Raw genomic sequence first — 19,550 nt, forward strand, 5'->3', positions numbered from 1 at the left:
GGAGTTACCGTTGAGTACCAAGCAGAACTCGTCTATCGGGATTGTTGTGATTCTTGGCCTGTTGGCCATGTTGATGCCGTTATCGATTGATATGTACCTGCCGGCTTTGCCGGTAATCGCCTCCGAATTCGGCGTGCCTGCCGGCAGCGCTCAGATGACGTTGAGCACTTATATTCTTGGCTTTGCTATCGGCCAGCTATTCTATGGCCCGATGGCGGACAGCATCGGACGCAAACCCGTGGTGCTTGGCGGTACGCTGGTCTTTGCCGTTGCAGCCATCGCCTGCGCCTTGTCTCAGACGATAGATCATTTGATCTGGATGCGATTCCTGCACGGCTTGTCCGCTGCGGCTGCAAGCGTGGTGATTAACGCTTTAATGCGCGATATCTACCCGAAGGAAGAGTTCTCGCGCATGATGTCGTTTGTCATGCTGATAACCACCATCGCGCCGCTGGTTGCGCCAATGGTGGGAGGGGCGGTGCTGGTATGGTTTAGCTGGCATGCGATTTTCTGGATCCTCGCTCTGGCCGCGCTGCTGGCATCAGCGATGATCTTCTTTCTGATCCATGAAACGCTCCCGGTGGAGCGTCGTCAGAAATTCCATCTACGTACCACAATCGGCAACTTTGCTACCTTATTCCGCCATAAACGCGTGCTTAGCTATATGCTGGCGAGCGGCTTCAGCTTTGCGGGAATGTTCTCGTTCCTGAGCGCGGGGCCTTTTGTTTACATCGAGCTCAACCATGTCGCGCCGCAGCATTTCGGCTATTACTTCGCGATCAATATCGTATTTTTGTTCATTATGACGATTATCAACAGCCGCTTTGTGCGTCGGGTTGGGGCGTTGAATATGTTCCGCTTCGGTCTGTATGTGCAGTTTGCGATGGCTATCTGGCTGGTTGTCAGCACGCAGTTTGATTTTGGCTTCTGGGCGCTGGTGCTTGGGGTCGCGGCCTTCGTGGGCTGTGTTTCGATGGTGTCGTCCAACGGCATGGCCGTCATTCTTGACGAATTTCCGCATATGGCAGGTACGGCGTCATCCCTTGCGGGCACTTTCCGTTTTGGTATCGGCGCCCTGACCGGAGCTTTGCTTTCTATCGCAACTTTTAACACGGCCTGGCCGATGATCTGGTCCATCGCCGTGTGCGCGACCTGCTCAATACTCTTTTATTTCTACGCAAGTCGTCCCCGCAAGACCACAGCTTAATCCGAAACGGGTACGTTAGGTGCCCGTTTGTTAATTCAAATCAACGAAATTCCCGCCCCAGCCCCTACAATTTGTTTCTTAAATGTAAACGTCACAAAAACAAAAAGTCACAGCTTTGTAGTTAAAAAGGTTGAGTTAGATCGCAGAAAGCGTTACATATAGCGCCGAAACGCGTGCGCCAGCGCACAAAAAAGCGTTAACCATGAAAAAATAAATTAATTACTACAGCGGATGTAAGCGGTTTACAGGGTGTTTACGCGCAATTTATCAACATTGTGTTAACCTTTGTGTAAACTCTTTTATGTAATACTTTTGTATGAATTTCTTCGGGGACTCGATTTTGAATACGTTACAACTTTCCATCGTTCATCGCTTACCGCAAAGCTACCGCTGGTCGGCGGGTTTTGCAGGTTTGAAGGTTGAACCGATTCCGCAACACGCGCAGAACGCTGAAAACTGCCTTATCGGCCTGAAACTACTCAGTGAAGATGGCGAGAAAGCGTGGCCAATCATGCATAAGCTCAGCCAGGCGCTTAGCGATATTGAAGTAGATTGCTCGGTGGTGGAATGCGAAGGCGAGCCGTGCCTGTTTGTGAATCGTCAGGACGAACCGGCCGCAACCTGCCGCCTGAAGAATTTTGGCGTGGCGATCGCTGAGTCATTCTCAAGTACCAATCCGTTCTGATTGCTGTGAGTCTCAGGCCAGCGCCAGAAGCTGGCGAGTGTACTCTGTCTGCGGCGCCGCGAAGACTTTCTGACATTCACCCTGCTCGACAACTTCCCCCTGTCGTAACACGATTATCTGGTGACACAGCGACTTCACGATTTTTAAATCGTGGCTGATGAAAATGTACGCCAGCCGATGCTTTTCCTGTAGCGACTTCAGCAGCGCCAGAATTTGCGCCTGTACGGATCTGTCTAACGACGAGGTTGGTTCATCCAGAATGATGAGCTGCGGTTGTAAGATAAGCGCGCGCGCGATAGCAATACGCTGACGTTGCCCCCCAGAAAACTCCGCCGGATAACGATGACGGGTTTCGGGATCAAGCCCGACCTCATTTAACGCCACGATGACGCGTTTTTCTCGTTCAGCGGCGCTCAGTTCCGGATGATGCACCCGTAAACCCTCTTCAACGATCTGTAAAACGTCCAGCCGTGGATTAAGAGCCGAGTTGGGATCCTGAAACACAACCTGAATACGATGGCGCAGCGGAAGAAGCTTTTTGCGGTTTAACTCGTGCAGCGGATGCCCGTCGAACCAGATGCTGCCGCTGGACTGTATCAAGCGCAGCAGGGCCATGCCGGTAGTGCTTTTTCCGGAACCGGATTCGCCAACCAGCCCAACGCACTCCCCAGGCCGCAGCGAGAAATGTAATCCTTTAATGCCGTAATGATAGCCGACCGTTTTTTTAAGCAGGCCGCGGCGAACAGGAAAGGCCACCTCCAGCGCTTCTACTTTTAACAGCGGCGGCAGGCTTTCATCCAGCGGCCAGGGGCTGCCGCCTGGTTCTGCGGCCAAAAGTTTTTGCGTATAAGGATGCTGCGGCGTGTTCAGCAGCGTGAATGCCTTGTTTTGCTCGACGCATTTACCGTTGTGCATCACCGCGATGTTATCTGCAAGCTGCCGCACAATCCCGAGATTATGGGTGATAAACAGCAGACCCATATTCAGCTCCTGCTTTAGCTCTTTTAACAGTTGCAGAATTTGCGCCTGCACGGTGACATCGAGCGCCGTTGTTGGCTCATCGGCAATCAGCAGTTCAGGGCGGGTCAGCAACGCCATGGCTATCATTACGCGCTGGCGTTCCCCGCCGGAAAGCTGATGGGGAAAATCTGTGAGACGCGCTGCCGCATTACGAATGCCAACGCGATCCAGACAGGTGAGCATTTCGGCGCGCGCGGCGTCACGGCGCATACCGCGGTGCAGAGACAGCACTTCATAAAGCTGTTTTTCGATGTTGTGCAGCGGATTTAGCGACACCATCGGTTCCTGGAAAATCATGGCGATTTTATTGCCGCGAATGCCGCGTAGCATGCGCTCCGGCGCGCGCAGCAGCTCCTGGCCTTTGAAGTAAATCTCCCCGGCTGGATAAACAACCGGCGGCGAAGGCAGCAGACGCAGCACCGAAAGCGCGGTTACGCTTTTGCCTGAACCGGACTCGCCAACCAGCGCCAGCGTTTCCCCTGCTTCAATCTGCAACGAGAAGTCGTTCACCACCTGATGGGCGATCTCGCCCTGACGAAACGCGATGGAGAGATTATTAATGGAAAGCAGGGGGGTCGTCATATCAGCGCGCCTTAGAAGGATCAAAGGCGTCACGCACCGCTTCGCCAATAAAGATTAATAACGTCAGCACAATAGCCAGGTAGACAAAGGCGGTAATGCCCAGCCAGGGTGCCTGCAAATTGTTTTTGCCCTGCAGCAGCAGTTCGCCCAGGGAAGGGGAGCCAAGCGGTAAGCCGAAGCCCAGGAAATCCAGAGAAGTTAATGTCGTTATCGACCCGCAAAGAATGAAGGGTAAAAACGTCAGCGTAGCGACCATGGCGTTTGGCAGCATGTGGCGGGTCATTATCGACCAGTCGCCAACGCCCATGGCCTGGGCTGCACGGATGTAATCGAAATTACGCGTGCGTAAAAACTCCGCTCGCACCACGCTCACCAGGCTCATCCAGCCAAACAGCACCGTTATTCCCAGCAGCCACCAGAAATTAGGCTGTACCACGCTTGAAAGCAGGATGATCAGGAAAAGCGTTGGCATGCCGGACCACACTTCAATAAAGCGTTGTCCCCACAGATCGGTCTTGCCGCCGTAATATCCCTGTGCGGCGCCAGCCAGGATGCCGATAACGCTTGAAAACAGCGTCAGCATCAGGCCAAAAAGAATCGAGATACGCGTGCCGTAAAGTAAGCGCGCCAGCACGTCGCCGCCGTTGGCATCCGTCCCCAGCCAGTTCTGGCTGCTCGGCGGCGAGGGAAAGGGAACTTTGGTCGCATAGTTGATAGCGTTATCCCCAAAGCGAATCGGCGCCCATAGCGTCCAGCCATCGCGGCTTAAATGATCGGCAAGCCACGGATCCTGATAATCCGCAGCCGTAGCCAGCGGGCCGCCGAAATCGCTTTCGCTGTAATTAACGAGCGCCGGAAAGTAAAAACGATCCTGATAGTGCACAACCAACGGACGATCGTTGGCGATCAATTCCGAGCCCATGCTCAGGGCAAATAAAACGGCAAAGATCCACAGGGACCAGTAACCGCGCCGGTTCTGGCGAAAGCGTGCCCAGCGGGCTTGATTCATCGGGCTCAAACGGCTCATCCGCGCCCCTCAAAGTCGATACGTGGATCGACAAAGGTATAGGTAATATCGCTGAGAATATTCAGCAGCAGACCAATTAAAGTGAAAATATAAAGCGTGCCGAACATAACCGGGTAATCACGTGACAGGGTTGAATCGTAGCCCAGCAGGCCAAGGCCGTTGAGCGAGAAGATGACCTCTATCAGCACCGAACCGGTAAAAAACATGCTGATAAACGTGGCCGGGAAGCCGGCAATAACCAGCAACATAGCGTTGCGGAACACGTGGCGGTAAAGAATTTTCTTTTCATCAAGCCCCTTGGCGCGGGCCGTTACCACGTACTGTTTGCGAATTTCATCCAGGAAGGAGTTTTTAGTCAGCATCGTTAGCGTGGCGAACCCGCCAACGACCGTAGCGAGTACCGGCAGCGTGATATGCCAAAGATAATCGGTCACTTTTCCATACCAGGGTAGCGAGTCAAAGTTGGTGGAAACCAGCCCACGCAGCGGGAACCAGTCCAGATAGCTGCCCCCTGCAAACAGCACAATCAATAAGATCGCGAACAAAAATGCCGGGATGGCGTAGCCGATAATAATGAACGTGCTGCTCCAGATATCAAAGCCGCTGCCGTTGCTGACCGCTTTGCGGATCCCCAGCGGAATCGAGACCAGATAAATAATCAGCGTGCTCCACAGGCCAAGCGAAATCGACACCGGCAGGCTTTCTTTGATCAGGTGCAGCACGGACGCGCTGCGAAACAGGCTGTCGCCAAAATCAAAACGCACATAATCCCACAGCATTTTGAAATAGCGCTCGTGAATAGGTTTATCGAAACCGTAACGGTGCGTGATTTCAGCGATCACTTCCGGGTCCAGCCCACGCGAACCGCGATACTGGTTATCCGTGCCGTTGCCCACGCCGACTCGGGCGTGGCCGCTGCCCATAGTTTCGGCGCTGACGCCGGGTATTCCGGAGCCGTGCCCAAACTGAATGTTGGCAATAGCCTGATCCACCGGGCCGCCGGGCGCGATTTGCACGATAAAAAAGTTGATGGTGATAATCGCCCACAAGGTCGGAACGATCAGCAATAAGCGCCTGAGCAGATAGCTTCCCACGGTTTCCCCTTAGCGGCGCTGCGCGGGTAGCTGCGCGGCTTTGTTAACGTCATACCACCAGGTATCAAAACCGGAAGTGTATAACGGGTGAATCGCAGGTTTGGAGAATTTGTTCCACCAGGCGAAGCGGTCTGCCGTCATGTACCACATTGGAATCATGTAGTAATTCCAGGTAAGAACGCGGTCAAGCGCCCGGCCCAGCGGCAGCAGTTTTTTCTTATCACCCTGATTTGCGATTATCTGATTGACGAGATTATCCACCACCGGGCTTTTGACGCCGGGCGCGTTATAGGTGGAATCAACGTATTCGGAGGCCCAGGCAATCTGGACGTCGGCGCTCGGATAAGGCATGGCGCTGTAAAGCGTTGGCATCATGTCGTAATCACGATTGCGCAGGCGGTTGGTGAGCTGAGAATTATCAACCTGGCGGATTTCCATCGTGATGCCCAGCCGCTCAAGGTTATGCTGGAACGGCAGCACCCATTGGGTATTTCCGGTCGTGCCGATTAACAGCTCAAAAGTGAAGGGCTTACCGGTTTTAACGTTAACCAGCTTCTGGTTTTTTAGCTCCCAGCCGGCTTCTTTGAGCAAAGCCAGGGCTTTTAACAGGTTATCGCGATCGAAGCCGTTGCCGCTGGATTCAGGTGGATTATAGATTGTGGTAAACACCTCCGGCGGGAGATCTTTTTTCAGCGGCGCAAGCAGCGTAAGTTCATCGGCATCCGGATACGATCGCGCGGCATATTCGGTGTTCTGGAAGTAGCTGTTTGCGCGACTGTAAGCGCCGTAAAACAGGGCCTTGTTCATCCACTCAAAATCAAACGCCAGCCCAACGGCCTGGCGAACTTTACGGTCGGCAAATATCGGGCGCTGGATATTAAAAGCCAGCCAGCGCGCGTCCTGCGCGGCATCGTTTTCCTGCTCTTCTTTGATGATGAAGTGACTGGCGAAGTTCTTACCGATATAGCGCGTCGCCCAGTTCTTAGCCGAGCTTTCGGCACGGAAATCAAAAGCTCCCGCTTTGAAGGCTTCAAAGGCTACGTTGTCGTCCAGATAATAGTCGTAACGAATAGAATCGAAATTCCAGCGTCCGCGGTTCACCGGCAGATTTGCAGCCCAGTAATCCCGAACCCGGGAATAGGTGATGTACTGCCCCATGCGCCAGGCGGTGATTTTGTAAGGGCCGCTCGCCAGCGGCGGCGCGGAAAGAGGATCGCTCAGCTTATGCTTCTTCCAGAATTTTTGCGGAAATACCGGCAGAGAAAACAGACCCAGCATGCGCTCTTTACTTGGCTGAGCCAGTTCGATGCGCACCGTTAGCGGGGCGATGGCTTTGACTTTGGCGCCTTTATAAATCAGCCGGAACTGCGGCACGCCTTCGGTCATAAACTTATTAAAGGTGAAAGCCACGTCTTCGGCAGTAATGCGCGAACCGTCGTGAAAACGAGCGCGGGGATTAAGTTCTATTTCCGCCCAGGCGAAATTTTCAGGATAGCGCGCCATTTCCCCTATCAGCGGGTAATAGCTTCCCGGTTCGTCATCTGAGGTGGTAAACAGCGAGTCGTAGAGCGTTTCCGTACGCACGCCAGGATTGCCGCGCAGCGCATAGCGATTGAAGTTATCGAAGGTGCCGATAGCCGAAAGCGTGATGTTGCCGCCCTTTGGTGCCGCAGGATTAACGTAGTCGAACCGGGTGAAGTTGATGGCGTATTTAGGCTCTCCTAATACGGCGAAGGAGTAGCTTTCTTTGATGTTTTCCGCCTGGCTTCCGACAGCGAACAGGCTAAGGCAAAGTAGAATAATAGCGCGCGCAAGCATTAATCAGATCGGTCCTTGTTGAAGGGGGCAACCTCGATCGTTTCACTCCCGAAACGATAAACAGGTTAACAACCCGCCGCTTTATAACACCATGATGGTAAATCATAAGTTAGGCAACGGCGATTGTGAAATTAATGGACGTCTTTTAGAAAATTATGGCTGTTTTGCGACTGGCTCCAGCTTAATAGCTGCGTAAGTGTCAACGGGCGGCTGAAATAGTAACCCTGTAAGAAATTCACGCCGCGCTCAATCAGCCATTTCGCCTGCTCCCGTGTTTCAACGCCTTCTGCCACGGTCGTCATATTCAGGCGCCTGGCCAGCGTCAGAACCGCGTCGAGTACCGGCGCCGTGACGGTTTCCATCCCGATGGTGTTCACGAAGCCCTGGTCAATCTTCAGATAATCCAGCGTGAAGCGTTCCAGATAAATCAGCGCGCTGTGCCCGGTGCCAAAGTCGTCTATCGCGATTTCGAATCCCTGGGCATGCAGCCAGGAAAACAGGCTCATCGCTTCCTTTTCTTTGAGCATATCGCGCTCGGTAATTTCAAACACGATCTTGAAATGATGCGGGGGCAGGGATGCGGCAAAGGCAATGATATCGTCTTTAAACGTTGGGGCATGCAGATGGCTCGGGGCCAGGTTGATGCCAAGCTTCGCCCCCGGCGGCAGCACAGTTTGTAGCTCTTGCGCATCCCGGGCGACCAGGGCGAATAAATGACGCGTTAGCGGCACGATAAGCTGCTGCGCTTCGGCAAAAGCGATAAACGCATCAGGGGGGATCATGCCTGCGGTGGGATGCTCCCAACGCATTAACGCTTCAATGCCCTGCATCTCTAATTTTTGCGCATCTACAACGGGTTGATACACCACATAAAACTGCCCACGTTTCATGCCAATAAGGATCTCTTTTCCCGGCCGCATACGGACACAGAGAAAATAACTGCATATCACGCCGCTGAATAAGCCGAAGATCAGACCCGTCAGCAACGAAAGCTGAATATCTTCCAGAGGCCAGCTTGTTCCGTAGAGATGAATTTTTATCGGGTAATCGTTCAGAGCAGCGATGCGGGTGGGATGCGCTGGCAATGAACCGACGTTAACAACCTCCGGGGAGAGCGTCGTTAACGCACGGTCTCCCACCACAATCGCCATCGACAGCACTTCGCTTTGGCGGGCGGTAAACAATAAGTAGGGAATGAGATTTGCATTGAGCGTGGTGAAAACGCCTCGCCCATCCGTTGCCGGATTTTTAAACCAGGCCACTATTGTTGGCTTACCGGGCATCATCGGCGTGCCGGTCATAATAAAGAGATCGATATTTTTATTTAAATCAATATCGGGAATTAAATCGTTCATCGGCATACTCATCGCCCCGGTGGCGGATGAGCAATAGGCAACGCCCTGTCGGATTAAAACAAAAACACGCACGTTAACGTTAAACGCGGCCCTGGAGGTGAGCTCCGGACTTACGAGCGGGCAATCGGCAGCCGTTAGCGGCTGAATGCTGTCTGCGGTGACATGGAGATCGTGAAAGAAGGTGTCCAGATAATGGCGGATATCTTTCGTCAGCACGTCATAACCCGCTTCGCGCTTGTTATGCAGCATCAGGCTGGTTAATCCCCCAAACAACAAAGCGCTTACCAGACCCACCACAACGCTGAAATAAGCCATTTGTTTTGGCGTGGAAAAGTAGCGCGCAAATATTTTATCTGGAGACATGGATGAATTATTCCTGCTGACGCAAGAGACGCATGGTTTGTATAAGATTTTTTCGACTATAACGTAAAAACCTTTGCGCCGTCATACGGTTTCGCACAGAAATTATCGCTGACAGGAATGGATGAGGAGAAGATAACCAGGTGATTTTAAAGACATTGCTAAAAACAAAAGACGCTGCCGTGGCAACGTCTTTTTTGTCTCGTCTGGCAGCCAAGGGAATTAACTGCCAGTAAAAGCGAATCAACTACGGCTTAACACGCGTCGCGCTTCGTTGTAGCGCTTGTTCCAGTACGGTTCGTCCATATTAGAGATAACCACTCCACTGCTGGTGGAAGCATGTACGAACTGGTTATTGCCAATGTAGATGCCAACGTGGCGACCTGTAGAACCCGCACGGAACAGAACTAAATCACCGGTGCGCAGCTTGCTGCGTGAAACGGATTTTCCCATTTCTTGTTGTTCGTAAGTTGAACGAGGCAACTCTAAGCCAAACTGGTCACGGAAAGTTTGCTGCACGAAAGCAGAACAATCGATGCCTTTTTTGCTGCTACCGCCAAGGCGGTAACGCACGCCTTTCCAGCTAGCATATTGATCCATAAGACGTGACTTCACGTCTACATTACGGACCATTTCTTCGAATTCATCCTGAGAGGCTTGCAGTAAAAAACTGTCTTTATTGCCGACTGCATGCGTCTCAGAATGCATATTTGCTGTGTTTGTCGAACTACATGCTGAGAGCATTACTGCTACAGCAACCGCGGGAATCGCCCGCAAGATATATCTCAAAATAGGCTGAGATTTGACCATTTTGTTTATTTTCCCTTGATGTCCTTAACGATGCTAATCGTTATACAAAATACCAACGTGACGAGACTAATTATCTGAGCGCTTTGAAACAATTACCACTGAACGGAAATGTGGTTTGACGCACAATTTTATTCGCATCGTGAATGAATTGAGTTAGCAGCACAAAACGCATCTGAGGTTACCCTATCACCTCTGGTGTGGCTAGGAGTTTTCTGCGCTTTTTTATAAGAAATTGTGATGTTAAAAGAACAAAAGTAAATTTGCTCAAAGGGTAGCCAAATGGGCGGCTAAACGCGCAGGTTCTTCAAATATCTGGGGAATCAGAAAGGTTAATTAATGAACAATTGAGCGGGTGTTTAAAAATTAGCAGAGATCCTTTTCGGATCTCTGCTAATTTGCGTTAAGTGATGTTTATTTTATGTTATGAACTTGTTTTATTTTTGCCGGGCAGCGTGCGATTAAGCACATTAATTAACCCATCGCTGAGTGGGGTTAATAGCACCCACGGCAAGCCAACCAGCGCTATAGAAAGCGACCCGACAAATACATCGGTAAACCAGTGCGCGCCAATCATTATGCGTGGCAGGGCAAATATCAGGAAAATAAGCACGGCGATAAAGAACGCTTTTTGACCAAAATAACGCAGCATAAAACCGGTGAAAATAAGCAGCATTAAACCATGGTCGCCTGGGAAACTGTCTTTCGAAGCATCTTTAGTTGGGAAATGCAGCAGCTCGCTGACCCGATGAATGTCGGTGAAATAGAGCGTTGGGCTGACGTGAGATACCGGAATCAGATGGCCCAGTTGATTAATCACCACGGCGCTCAACAGCATCACGATGCCCATAATAATCAGGCGGCGACGTCCGGCTGGGGGTTCACGCCACCAGAATCCGGCAAAAAGCGTCCCCATAGCCAGCAAAGAAATGCCGTCAAATACACGATTATTGGTGATGGCAACCAGCACCAGGAAAGTATGGCTTTTTACCAGTTCTTCATTAAAGAAATGAAAAATGCCGGCGTCCAGCGCGAACCAGAAACCATGGTTTTCAGGCAGATACCAGCTAAAAAATAGCGCCAGACCCAGGGCGTTAAGCAACAGAATCAGCGGTAAGCGAATTTTCATCATGCAAGCTTCGTTGTCTTCTAACAAGTCGAGGAGGGTAGACTTACAAACTTAAACGTAGCTTCAACAGAGTGCTTTGCAAACTGTTCCAGTCAGTTTCTTCACTATTTATCAATTCGATACGGCTGTCCGGCGGCGCGACGCTTTGCGTCTCGATATGCAGATCGTCTCCCTGCCGATTAATGCGCACCAGTCCTTCAGCAATCCGTAACACGCCTTTTACCCGGCCAACCGGCGCAAGACGGGCCCATTCCAGAATGCCCACCGTATCAAAAACGGTATCCGCATCGAAAATCCAGCCGCAGGCAACGTAGCCCTGTCCGCTATTAATGCTGCGTCTCCAGCGTTGATGGGCCGGCAAACTTAAAGCCGCGAGCCCACGCCTGGCGGCATGGCTGTGGCTATGTTCGGCGCTGCCCGGTAGTTCGCGAAGATTCTGGCGGAGGTTGTCCAACAGAGCGACATCGATTTTTCCTTTTTCCGCCTGAATGATTTCTCGTCCGGCTGCGTGCTGCTGCTGCCAGTCAGCCAGCGCCCGGCGGCTTTCATCGGTCGCGCGGTCGTTTTTATTGGCGACGATGATATCGGCTGCGGCGAGCTGGTCGCGGAAATTGTCATTATTAACGGCGCGTTCATCAAGCAACTGACGAGCATCAAGCAGGCAGAGCGTCGCCTTAAGATCGATCCACGGCTGATAAACCTCCGCGGTTAGCATATCGAGGATTTGTTTAGGGTGACCAAGACCTGTGGGTTCGATGAGCAGGCGGTCAGGTTTCGCCTGGCGCAGCAGGGTATTTAACCCAACTTGCATCGGCAACCCATTCACGCAACACATACAACCGCCGGCGATCTCTTTAAGCAGCGCGCCGCTGTCAGCCAGCAAAGCACCGTCAATGCCGACTTCGCCGAATTCATTCACCAGCACCGCCCACTTTTCATTACTGGGTTTGTTCGCCAGAAGATGCAGGATAGTGGTGGTTTTCCCGCTGCCGAGGAAGCCGGTAATCAGGTTGGTTTTAGTCACTGTCGCTCCGGATAATATCAGTCGTGCTTATATAATAATTATCGCTATCCTGAACAACATTGAGGAAAAAATGAAGCCCTCACACGGCGTGTTCTTCACCCGCGACGTGTAAAGGGCATAGATTGTCAATTAACTGACGAGATTAACCACGGCCTGGCGAGCGCCTTTGCTACACAATGCGTCCCAGGCGGCGCTAACGCGGCTGACAAATTTTTCCTCGCCCGGCAGGTCGCTGCCGAAGATTTCAGTGAGGCTGAGCAGGGCGGCAACCCGCTCTTTTTGCGAGGATTTCTCTACCAGCGCCTTAATTTTTTGCGCCAGCGGATCGCGAACGTCAATAGCATTTCCGGCATCGTCGACGCCGCTCACATAGCGCATCCAGGCCGCAATACCCAGTGCCAGGCATGGCCACTCATCGCCCTGCTGAAGGTGCCAGCGCACGCTTTCCAGCATACGCTGTGGCAATTTCTGGCTACCGTCCATCGCGATTTGCCAGGTACGGTGCCGCAACGCGGGATTGCTGAAACGCTCTAAAAGATTGTGCGCATACAGGCGCAGATCGACGCCTGTCACGCGCAGGGTCGGCGCCTGTTCGTTCATCATTAGCTGGTGTGCGGCGCGCTTGAAATGCTCGTCGGCCATACAGTCATTAATATGCTGGTAACCCGCGAGGTAGCCGAGATAAGCAAGGAAAGAGTGGCTGCCGTTGAGCATGCGCAGCTTCATTTGCTCCCACGGCATCACATCAATCACCATTTCAACGCCGGCTTCTTCCCACTGCGGACGGCCAGCTACGAAATTGTCTTCAATAACCCACTGAATAAAAGGCTCGCCAGAAATAGCGCATGGATCTTCAACGCCTAAAGTATCGGTAATTTCCTGTAAGGATTCCGGCGTGGCGGCGGGCACGATGCGATCGACCATCGTGCTCGGAAATGTGACGTTCTCACGCACCCAGTCGGCTAGCTCCTGGCTGCGTTTTTCCGCCATGCCAATAACCGCATTGCGCACAACGTGCCCGTTATCAGGAATGTTATCGCAGGAAAGCACGGTGAAAGGACGCAGACCGCGCTCGCGACGGCGGTTTAACGCTTCAACCAAAATTCCTGGAGCGGAATGAGGAACGGCAGGATTTTGCAGATCGTGAATGATGCGCTCGTTAGCGGCGTCCAGCCTGCCTGTCGCCGGATCGATGCAATAGCCTTTTTCGGTCACGGTAAGCGAAACAATCGCCACCTGCGGCTCGCAAAACTTTTCGATAATGGCTTCCATCCCGTCGAGTTTTGCATTCAGGCATTCATTCACCGCGCCGACAATAATGGCCTGGTTTCCCTCCCGGCCTTTTTCCAGCACGGTATACAGATGATCCTGGGCGCGCAGGGCGCTCATTAATTTATCGCCGCTAAACAGGCTAATCTCACAGATTCCCCAGTCGCCACCAAGCGCGTTAAGCACCCGGTCGGTCAGCAGCGCCTGGTGCGCACGATGAAACGCGCCAAAGCCAAAGTGCACGATGCGTGTCTTTAACGCGCTCCGGTCGTAACGAGGCTGCTGAATACTGTCCGGCAGGCTGGCTGAAGCAATTGTGTTCATAGAATGCAAATCCTGATTAACGAATTAGTAACATCTTAAGTCTAAAGTTATATGACAGCAAATTGAATTGGTGTGCTGGCTTTATCCTTTTAATGTGAGCTGGATCAACCAATATCAGGGATAAAGTTGACCGTTAAGGGTCTTGCGGTATGGTAGTCGCCAGGGCAGTATTTTAAGATTGGTATAACAACTTATTTATTGAGGAACTGGTAATGGAACAAACCTGGCGCTGGTATGGCCCGAAAGACCCGGTATCACTGGACGATGTGCGTCAGGCTGGCGCAACCGGCGTAGTGACCGCCTTACATCACATTCCGAACGGCGAAGTCTGGCCGGTTGCTGAAATTAAACAGCGCCAGGCTGAACTTGCTGCCAAAGGGCTGACCTGGTCAGTTGTGGAAAGCATTCCGGTGCATGAAGAGATCAAAACCCACACGGGCGATTACGACAGGCATATTGCGAACTACCAGCAGAGCATCCGCAACCTGGCGGAATGCGGCATTGACACCGTGTGCTACAACTTTATGCCCATCCTCGACTGGACGCGCACCGACCTGGAATACGAACTGCCGGATGGCTCTAAGGCTCTGCGTTTTGACCAGATAGCCTTTGCCGCATTCGAGCTGCATATTCTTAAACGTCCAGGCGCGCAGGCGGATTACAGCGAAGAAGAGCAGCGCCAGGCGCTGGACTACTTCCATAACATGTCCGACGCCGAAAAAGAGAAGCTGACGCGCAATATTATCGCGGGCCTGCCGGGGGCGGAAGAGGGCTATACGCTGGATCGGTTCCGCGCTCGCCTTGCGGAATACGACGGTATCAACAAAGACCAGTTGCGTGAAAATATGGCTTACTTCCTGCGTGCGATCGTTGCCGTGGCAGAAGAAGTCGGCGTGCGCCTGGCCGTTCACCCGGACGATCCACCGCGTCCGATCCTCGGCCTGCCGCGTATTGTTTCCACAATTGAAGACATGCAGTGGCTGAAAGAAACCGTCGACAGCATCAACAACGGCTTCACTATGTGTACCGGCTCTTACGGCGTGCGCGCGGACAACGATCTGGTGCGCATGATTGAAACCTTCGGCGATCGCATTCACTTTACCCATCTGCGCGCAACCTGCCGTGAAGATAACCCGAAAACCTTCCATGAAGGCGCGCATTTGCAGGGCGATGTGGATATGGTGTCGGTAGTGAAGGCGATTCTGACTGAAGAGCAGCGTCGCAAGGCGAAAGGGGATTTACGTCCGATTCCGATGCGTCCGGATCACGGCCATCAGATGCTTGACGATCTGCATAAGAAAACCAATCCGGGCTATTCAGCGATTGGCCGCCTGAAAGGGCTGGCGGAAGTGCGCGGCGTGGAACTGGCGTTAAAGCAAACGCTGTTCCCGGACCTGCTGAAGTAGTTTTCAGCCACCATAAAAAACCCGCCTCGGCGGGTTTTTTATTTTCTTAGTCAGCGCGGCCCATAGAGCGCTTCTCAGCGATATGAATGCGGATTTTCTCGCCCGTCACCATATATTCCGGCACCTGAATCACCAGACCGGTGGACAAGGTGGCAGGTTTGGTGCGCGAGCTTGCAGAAGCGCCTTTAATGCCCGGTGCCGTTTCAACGATTTCCAGATCGACGGTTTGCGGCAGTTCCAGCGCCAGCAGTTGGCCGTCCCAGGTCAGCACCTGCATGTCCGGCATGCCGCCTTCAGGAATGAACTGCAGCTCTTCTTCAATCTGATCTTTGGTGAAGATATACGGGGTGTAATCTTCTTTATCCATAAATACGTATTCGTTGCCATCGATATACGAGAAATCAACGAAACGACGGGTCAGGGTAATGGTATCGACGATATCGTCACCTTTAAAACGCTCTTCTACCTTCTGCCCGGTACGGACGTCGGAAAAACGCATTTTATAAAGGGTTGCCGCGCCGCGCGCGCTGGGAGACTGAATATCGATATCTTTAACAATCAGCAGCTTGCCGTTGTAGTTCAATACCATACCTTTTTTGACTTCGTTAGCTCTTGCCATCGATGTTTCCTGTAAAAAATTGAGGGGCGAAAATATTGCGACAAATTACTCGCGAGGTGCATTTCAGGCAAGCGGATTTCATCACCTGGGTGACAAAGTATAAATGAACGTAGTAAAGCCTGTGTGGGACTGATACAGTCCGCCTACTTGCCAGCCCACCGGAGTATTGGCTTATGGACTGTCGTCCTGATTGCGGAGCCTGCTGCACCGCGCCTTCTGTCTCAAGTCCGATACCGGGTATGCCCAACGGCAAACCAGCAAACACCCCTTGCGTTCAGCTTGGCGCAGACATGCGCTGCAAAATATTTTTCTCACCGCTCAGACCCAGGGTCTGCGCCAGCCTGCAGGCCAGCCGCGAGATGTGCTTCACAAACCGGGATGAGGCGATGTTATATCTGATTAAACTCGAAGCGGATACGGCGCCTTAATCCACCGTTGGGGTACAGCGGTCTATCTCTTCACCCTTGTCCAGGAAACAGCATCAGCTAATGATGCCGGTAAACCATTTAAAGATTATCCCCCGATACAAATTCTGATTTTCCTCACCGCTGAAAATTCGTCCATGCGTGGTGATATTTTAACCAAGCGGCTATAAGCCAGGGAGGAAAAACACCATGGGATTAAGTTTGCCAGGCAACCGGCTAATCTGTCTTGCGAGGGATAATCTTGCGCCGGAGAAGTACGAAAGGATAATTCATCCGTCGCACGCGTGGCGATATGTTGAAAGTGAATATCAGTTTAACGACCAGGGTGACGACTGGCGTTATATTGTCAATATGATGCCAATATGGAACGAGCCGTCTTCAGTGTATCTCAGGCCTAACGGCAGGCAAGCGGCTGAAAAATTTCGCGCTATGCTTGAGCGGGGTGAAGTGGTATGCCTGACAGATATATCAATTCTGCCAGGCGACCTGTTTTATATCAATGATAAAGGTGCACTAATTTGCCGTAGTACCAGTGCATTCCGCTTTGACGGTGCACAGTGCATCATCAAAGCGTATAACGCCTCCGTGAGGCAACGGGATTACAGGCACTCCGGCGGCAGGCCACGTCCGACGCCGATGTTTCATTTTAAGGGTGCAAATAGTGAAGTCGCATCTCTGCCAGCGGGCAAGATGCTGAATAGTAAAGGCGTGGGACGTTTGCTCGCCGCTGGTGGCTTCTATAACGGCAATATTGAAGGGTTTAAACGGACTGCGGATCTGCTCGGGGGCGATGCTCCGGCAGGTTTTGAGCAGATGCTGAACGAGAAAACCAAAGGCGTAGCGATTGCTGCGGTTTCTGCTGGAGCGGCTTTGGGAGTTGGTCGTGTTGGTGCTGCTCGTGAGATGGAACAGCTTGAGAAGCTGGTTAAGGTTGAAAAGGCTGCGCCAACCGTTACAGCAGAATTGAAAGTTAATGGGAGGACATTTTTTGATACCAACCAAACAGCAAGAGCGTCTGAATTGGCTGATGCAAATAAACCCACTTTAATTTCGGAACGTATTGCACGTAAGCATGCAAAGGCTGTAAAAAAGATTTTTACGAAAGGCCTCCCTGAACCAAACCCTATTCCCAATGGGAATATGGCTGATGCCCATGCTGAGATAGGAGCCATTCAGCAAGCACATGAAGCTGGAGTTGTTAAAGGTGCAGACATGCATATTACTGTCGCTGGAAGAAATGTTTGTGGTTACTGCAAAGGAGATATTCCAGCTATGGGAAACGCCGCAGAAATCAGATCAATGACGATTGATGCAACTGACGAGTTTGGTAAACAACGATTGTATAGATGGGAAGCAGGCATGGTTTCGCTTGAGAGGACTAAATAATGTTAAATATAACGCTTAGCGGTGGTTATACCAGTGAGTCTGGCGGGCTAAAACCAATTCATGATATGCATAATCCGTCAGAAAAACGGTTGCTGGATATCCTGGAATTACTGCGTGAAGGATATGGTTTTTTATCAATGGACAAAGGAAATAAAAATAACCTCGGGCCTCAGCAATTAGAGGTTTATTCGGAGGGTGGCCGATACATGCTATTGTTTGGCGTGATAGACGAAGATGGAGAATATGAAGTAAAAACTTTGTATTATCCAAACGAGGGCGGCATGGTCATTATGCATGGTGAACCTTATCCGGCTCATGCCATTGGTGCTGATTTTTCCCCCATCATTGCGGCATGCAAAGAATTCCTCAGTACAGGTGATATCGTGGATGTCCCTCTTGATTAGCTACCCATTCAACTGCCGGATATATTCAGCTTCACTTGGCGTGGCGAGGTAATGGACGACCTTATCTCCCTCGAAGCGGCCACCGCGCCCTAAACATCCTTAATACGCGCCATGCAGTAGGCTGTTATAGCTACCATGCCCAGCGCGATAAAGAACACGGTGTGATAGTTCCAGATTTCCGCAACCACGCCCGCCAGAGAGCCGGCGATAATCCAGCCCACGCGCGTGGTATTGGTGTAAAGCGTGGTCGCGGCTCCCGCCTGGCCCGGCATCAAATCCTGGAAATAAAGCATGCCGATTCCGGCCAGAATCCCGATGAAAATAGCGTTCAGCAACTGTAAAGCAAGCAGCATGCTTTCATTGTGCAGCGTCAGCATGCCGACGTAAAACAGCAGGCCGGCGACCAGTGCGATACGCATCAGGAAACGCTTGCCAAAACGTCTGGCGTAATAGCCGGCAATCAACATGGTGGGAATTTCCAGACCGGCGGCGGTTCCCATCATCACGCCCGCCAGCTTCTCCGGTAGATGCAGTTCATTAATGATGTAAAGCGGCATATTGATGATGTACAGGCTATTGCAGCCCCACATCATGGTGCAGGCGACAAACAGCAGCAGCGCGTCGCGGCGGTTACGGCGAGGCGCTTCAAGCTTGCCGGCGACGACAACCGGCTCTTTGCGCATCGACGGCAGGAACAGCCACACCATCAGGCTGCAAACGACAAACGCGAAGGCTGCGCAGAGATACATAGTGGTAAATCCGAAACCCAACGCCAGCGCGTAGGCTATTGGCGGGCCGATAACCCAGGCGAGCGACACCTGAGCACGCAAAATAGAGCTGAACATGACGGCTTCGCGCCCGGTGCGGTCCGCATGTTCACGGGCAAGGGCGAACATCTGCGGGTTGGCGGTAGAGCCGAAGCTGCTCAGAAACACCCCAACAAACAACAAAATAAAATAGCTACGGTTCCAGGCAAACAGCACGCAGGCTAACGCGCCGAGCAGGCAACAGACGAAAATAAGCGATTTGCGATCGCCTTTGCGATCCGAACGTCCGGCCAGGAACTGGCTGACCAGGATGCCAATCACGGCGCTGCCGGTAAAAAAGAAGCCAACCATCGCCGGCCGAACCTTTACTTCCTCGGTTAAAAACAGGCTCAGCGTCGGCGTTTGTAAGGCGCCAGCAATGCCGGTTAAAAAAGCTACAATCAAGAAAGCGGAAGAGGTCAGATCGAGAGGTTTACGGGCTGCGGCAACGGGGGAATTTTGCATGTGGTCAGAGTCAGTTAACAGGGGACGCGCGGAGTTTACGCGCCTTGTCACAAAATAAACAGTTGTTCAAATCAAAAGCGACACAAAAAGTCAAAACGACGTTCTGATTTAAAACCTCCCCGCTTGCGATGTTGCCTTAACGCGTTCAGCTTTGCCGCTTCGGTTAAGCTGGAAATGTGCGTAACCTCAAAAAATTGGCAACGAAATCACAACAATGCTTGCCTGGACTGTAGGAAAAATCCACACTCCTTGAAACGTTTCAGCGTCGTCTTAGTTTAAAAACGGAGTAGGGTGGCGCTTTTTTTCTCACGCAAGCTGAATCGTTTCAATTCAGCAGG

At 52.0% G+C, this 19,550-nt stretch carries 17 protein-coding genes; 6 read left to right on the forward strand and 11 right to left on the reverse strand.

Annotated features, from left to right (window positions below; all coding sequences use genetic code 11):
- Window positions 1-10 precede the first annotated feature (10 nt).
- Together MUA00_RS11765 and MUA00_RS11770 are read left to right on the forward strand one after the other, a co-directional pair.
- Window positions 11-1,207, forward strand: coding sequence for a Bcr/CflA family multidrug efflux MFS transporter (locus tag MUA00_RS11765; RefSeq protein ID WP_271123227.1), 1,197 nt, complete (start codon window positions 11-13; stop codon window positions 1,205-1,207).
- A 340-nt stretch (window positions 1,208-1,547) separates the two neighbouring features.
- Window positions 1,548-1,892, forward strand: coding sequence for a YejG family protein (locus MUA00_RS11770; RefSeq protein ID WP_271123228.1), 345 nt, complete (start codon window positions 1,548-1,550; stop codon window positions 1,890-1,892).
- A gap of 12 nt (window positions 1,893-1,904) precedes the next feature.
- Here MUA00_RS11770 and yejF read toward each other — a convergent pair whose 3' ends face one another.
- From yejF to MUA00_RS11815, 9 genes are all read right to left on the reverse strand, one after another.
- Window positions 1,905-3,494, reverse strand: coding sequence for a microcin C ABC transporter ATP-binding protein YejF (gene yejF, locus MUA00_RS11775; protein ID WP_271123229.1), 1,590 nt, complete (start codon window positions 3,492-3,494; stop codon window positions 1,905-1,907).
- 1 nt (window position 3,495) lies between these two features.
- Window positions 3,496-4,521 (reverse strand): microcin C ABC transporter permease, encoded by a 1,026-nt coding sequence (locus MUA00_RS11780; RefSeq protein ID WP_271123230.1) that lies wholly within the window; start codon window positions 4,519-4,521, stop codon window positions 3,496-3,498.
- The gene (locus tag MUA00_RS11785) at window positions 4,518-5,615 is read right to left on the reverse strand and encodes a microcin C ABC transporter permease YejB (protein WP_271123231.1); all 1,098 of its coding nucleotides are present in this window, start codon (window positions 5,613-5,615) and stop codon (window positions 4,518-4,520) included. The genes MUA00_RS11780 and MUA00_RS11785 overlap by 4 nt, the downstream gene beginning before the upstream one ends.
- 9 nt (window positions 5,616-5,624) lie before the next feature.
- Complete coding sequence (locus MUA00_RS11790) at window positions 5,625-7,433, reverse strand: extracellular solute-binding protein (RefSeq protein ID WP_271123232.1); 1,809 nt, start codon at window positions 7,431-7,433, stop codon at window positions 5,625-5,627.
- A 131-nt stretch (window positions 7,434-7,564) separates the two neighbouring features.
- A complete protein-coding gene (locus tag MUA00_RS11795) occupies window positions 7,565-9,151 on the reverse strand; it encodes a cyclic di-GMP phosphodiesterase (RefSeq protein WP_271123233.1) in 1,587 nt (528 codons plus the stop codon).
- A 240-nt stretch (window positions 9,152-9,391) separates the two neighbouring features.
- Window positions 9,392-9,958: a bifunctional murein DD-endopeptidase/murein LD-carboxypeptidase gene (mepS, locus tag MUA00_RS11800; RefSeq protein WP_271123234.1), complete on the reverse strand. Its 567-nt coding sequence runs from the start codon at window positions 9,956-9,958 to the stop codon at window positions 9,392-9,394.
- A gap of 421 nt (window positions 9,959-10,379) precedes the next feature.
- Complete coding sequence (locus MUA00_RS11805) at window positions 10,380-11,084, reverse strand: phosphatase PAP2 family protein (RefSeq protein WP_271123373.1); 705 nt, start codon at window positions 11,082-11,084, stop codon at window positions 10,380-10,382.
- 43 nt (window positions 11,085-11,127) lie between these two features.
- Complete coding sequence (locus MUA00_RS11810; RefSeq protein ID WP_271123235.1) at window positions 11,128-12,108, reverse strand: CobW family GTP-binding protein; 981 nt, start codon at window positions 12,106-12,108, stop codon at window positions 11,128-11,130.
- A gap of 129 nt (window positions 12,109-12,237) precedes the next feature.
- A complete protein-coding gene (locus MUA00_RS11815) occupies window positions 12,238-13,701 on the reverse strand; it encodes a mannitol dehydrogenase family protein (protein ID WP_271123236.1) in 1,464 nt (487 codons plus the stop codon).
- A gap of 212 nt (window positions 13,702-13,913) precedes the next feature.
- On the opposite strand from MUA00_RS11815, the gene uxuA reads away from it, so the two are divergent.
- Window positions 13,914-15,107: a mannonate dehydratase gene (uxuA, locus tag MUA00_RS11820; RefSeq protein WP_271123237.1), complete on the forward strand. Its 1,194-nt coding sequence runs from the start codon at window positions 13,914-13,916 to the stop codon at window positions 15,105-15,107.
- A 46-nt stretch (window positions 15,108-15,153) separates the two neighbouring features.
- On the opposite strand, the gene yeiP is transcribed toward uxuA, so the two are convergent.
- Window positions 15,154-15,726, reverse strand: a complete 573-nt coding sequence (yeiP, locus tag MUA00_RS11825; protein ID WP_121268645.1) for an elongation factor P-like protein YeiP — start codon at window positions 15,724-15,726, stop codon at window positions 15,154-15,156.
- Window positions 15,727-15,899: 173 nt separating this feature from the next.
- Between yeiP and MUA00_RS11830 the strand changes: the two genes are divergently transcribed.
- The 3 genes from MUA00_RS11830 to MUA00_RS11840 all read left to right on the forward strand — a co-directional run bounded on the left by MUA00_RS11830 (window position 15,900) and on the right by MUA00_RS11840 (window position 17,941).
- Window positions 15,900-16,154, forward strand: a complete 255-nt coding sequence (locus MUA00_RS11830) for a YkgJ family cysteine cluster protein (RefSeq protein WP_271123238.1) — start codon at window positions 15,900-15,902, stop codon at window positions 16,152-16,154.
- Window positions 16,155-16,340: 186 nt separating this feature from the next.
- Window positions 16,341-17,537 (forward strand): cytidine deaminase-like fold-containing protein, encoded by a 1,197-nt coding sequence (locus tag MUA00_RS11835; RefSeq protein WP_271123239.1) that lies wholly within the window; start codon window positions 16,341-16,343, stop codon window positions 17,535-17,537.
- Window positions 17,537-17,941 (forward strand): DUF6911 family protein, encoded by a 405-nt coding sequence (locus MUA00_RS11840; RefSeq protein ID WP_271123240.1) that lies wholly within the window; start codon window positions 17,537-17,539, stop codon window positions 17,939-17,941. Before MUA00_RS11835 ends, MUA00_RS11840 begins: the two co-directional genes overlap by 1 nt.
- 89 nt (window positions 17,942-18,030) lie before the next feature.
- Here the strand turns inward: MUA00_RS11840 and setB are convergent, their stop codons facing one another.
- Window positions 18,031-19,212 carry a sugar efflux transporter SetB gene (gene setB / locus MUA00_RS11845; RefSeq protein WP_271123241.1) on the reverse strand — a complete coding sequence of 394 codons (1,182 nt, stop codon included), beginning with the start codon at window positions 19,210-19,212 and terminating at the stop codon, window positions 18,031-18,033.
- Between the last annotated feature and the right edge of the window lie 338 nt (window positions 19,213-19,550).

Origin of the sequence: Dryocola boscaweniae (assembly GCF_025215095.1) — a bacterium.
Classification (GTDB): Bacteria; Pseudomonadota; Gammaproteobacteria; order Enterobacterales; family Enterobacteriaceae; genus Dryocola; species Dryocola boscaweniae.

Coding starts and splice junctions, on each gene's coding strand:
- yejF (WP_271123229.1), bottom strand. CDS start 3,494: ATGACGACCCCCCTGCTTTCCATTAATAATCTCTCCATCGCGTTTCGT.
- MUA00_RS11835 (WP_271123239.1), top strand. CDS start 16,341: ATGGGATTAAGTTTGCCAGGCAACCGGCTAATCTGTCTTGCGAGGGAT.
- setB (WP_271123241.1), bottom strand. CDS start 19,212: ATGCAAAATTCCCCCGTTGCCGCAGCCCGTAAACCTCTCGATCTGACC.
- uxuA (WP_271123237.1), top strand. CDS start 13,914: ATGGAACAAACCTGGCGCTGGTATGGCCCGAAAGACCCGGTATCACTG.
- MUA00_RS11805 (WP_271123373.1), bottom strand. CDS start 11,084: ATGAAAATTCGCTTACCGCTGATTCTGTTGCTTAACGCCCTGGGTCTG.
- MUA00_RS11840 (WP_271123240.1), top strand. CDS start 17,537: ATGTTAAATATAACGCTTAGCGGTGGTTATACCAGTGAGTCTGGCGGG.
- MUA00_RS11830 (WP_271123238.1), top strand. CDS start 15,900: ATGGACTGTCGTCCTGATTGCGGAGCCTGCTGCACCGCGCCTTCTGTC.
- MUA00_RS11815 (WP_271123236.1), bottom strand. CDS start 13,701: ATGAACACAATTGCTTCAGCCAGCCTGCCGGACAGTATTCAGCAGCCT.
- MUA00_RS11790 (WP_271123232.1), bottom strand. CDS start 7,433: ATGCTTGCGCGCGCTATTATTCTACTTTGCCTTAGCCTGTTCGCTGTC.
- MUA00_RS11795 (WP_271123233.1), bottom strand. CDS start 9,151: ATGTCTCCAGATAAAATATTTGCGCGCTACTTTTCCACGCCAAAACAA.
- MUA00_RS11780 (WP_271123230.1), bottom strand. CDS start 4,521: ATGAGCCGTTTGAGCCCGATGAATCAAGCCCGCTGGGCACGCTTTCGC.
- yeiP (WP_121268645.1), bottom strand. CDS start 15,726: ATGGCAAGAGCTAACGAAGTCAAAAAAGGTATGGTATTGAACTACAAC.
- mepS (WP_271123234.1), bottom strand. CDS start 9,958: ATGGTCAAATCTCAGCCTATTTTGAGATATATCTTGCGGGCGATTCCC.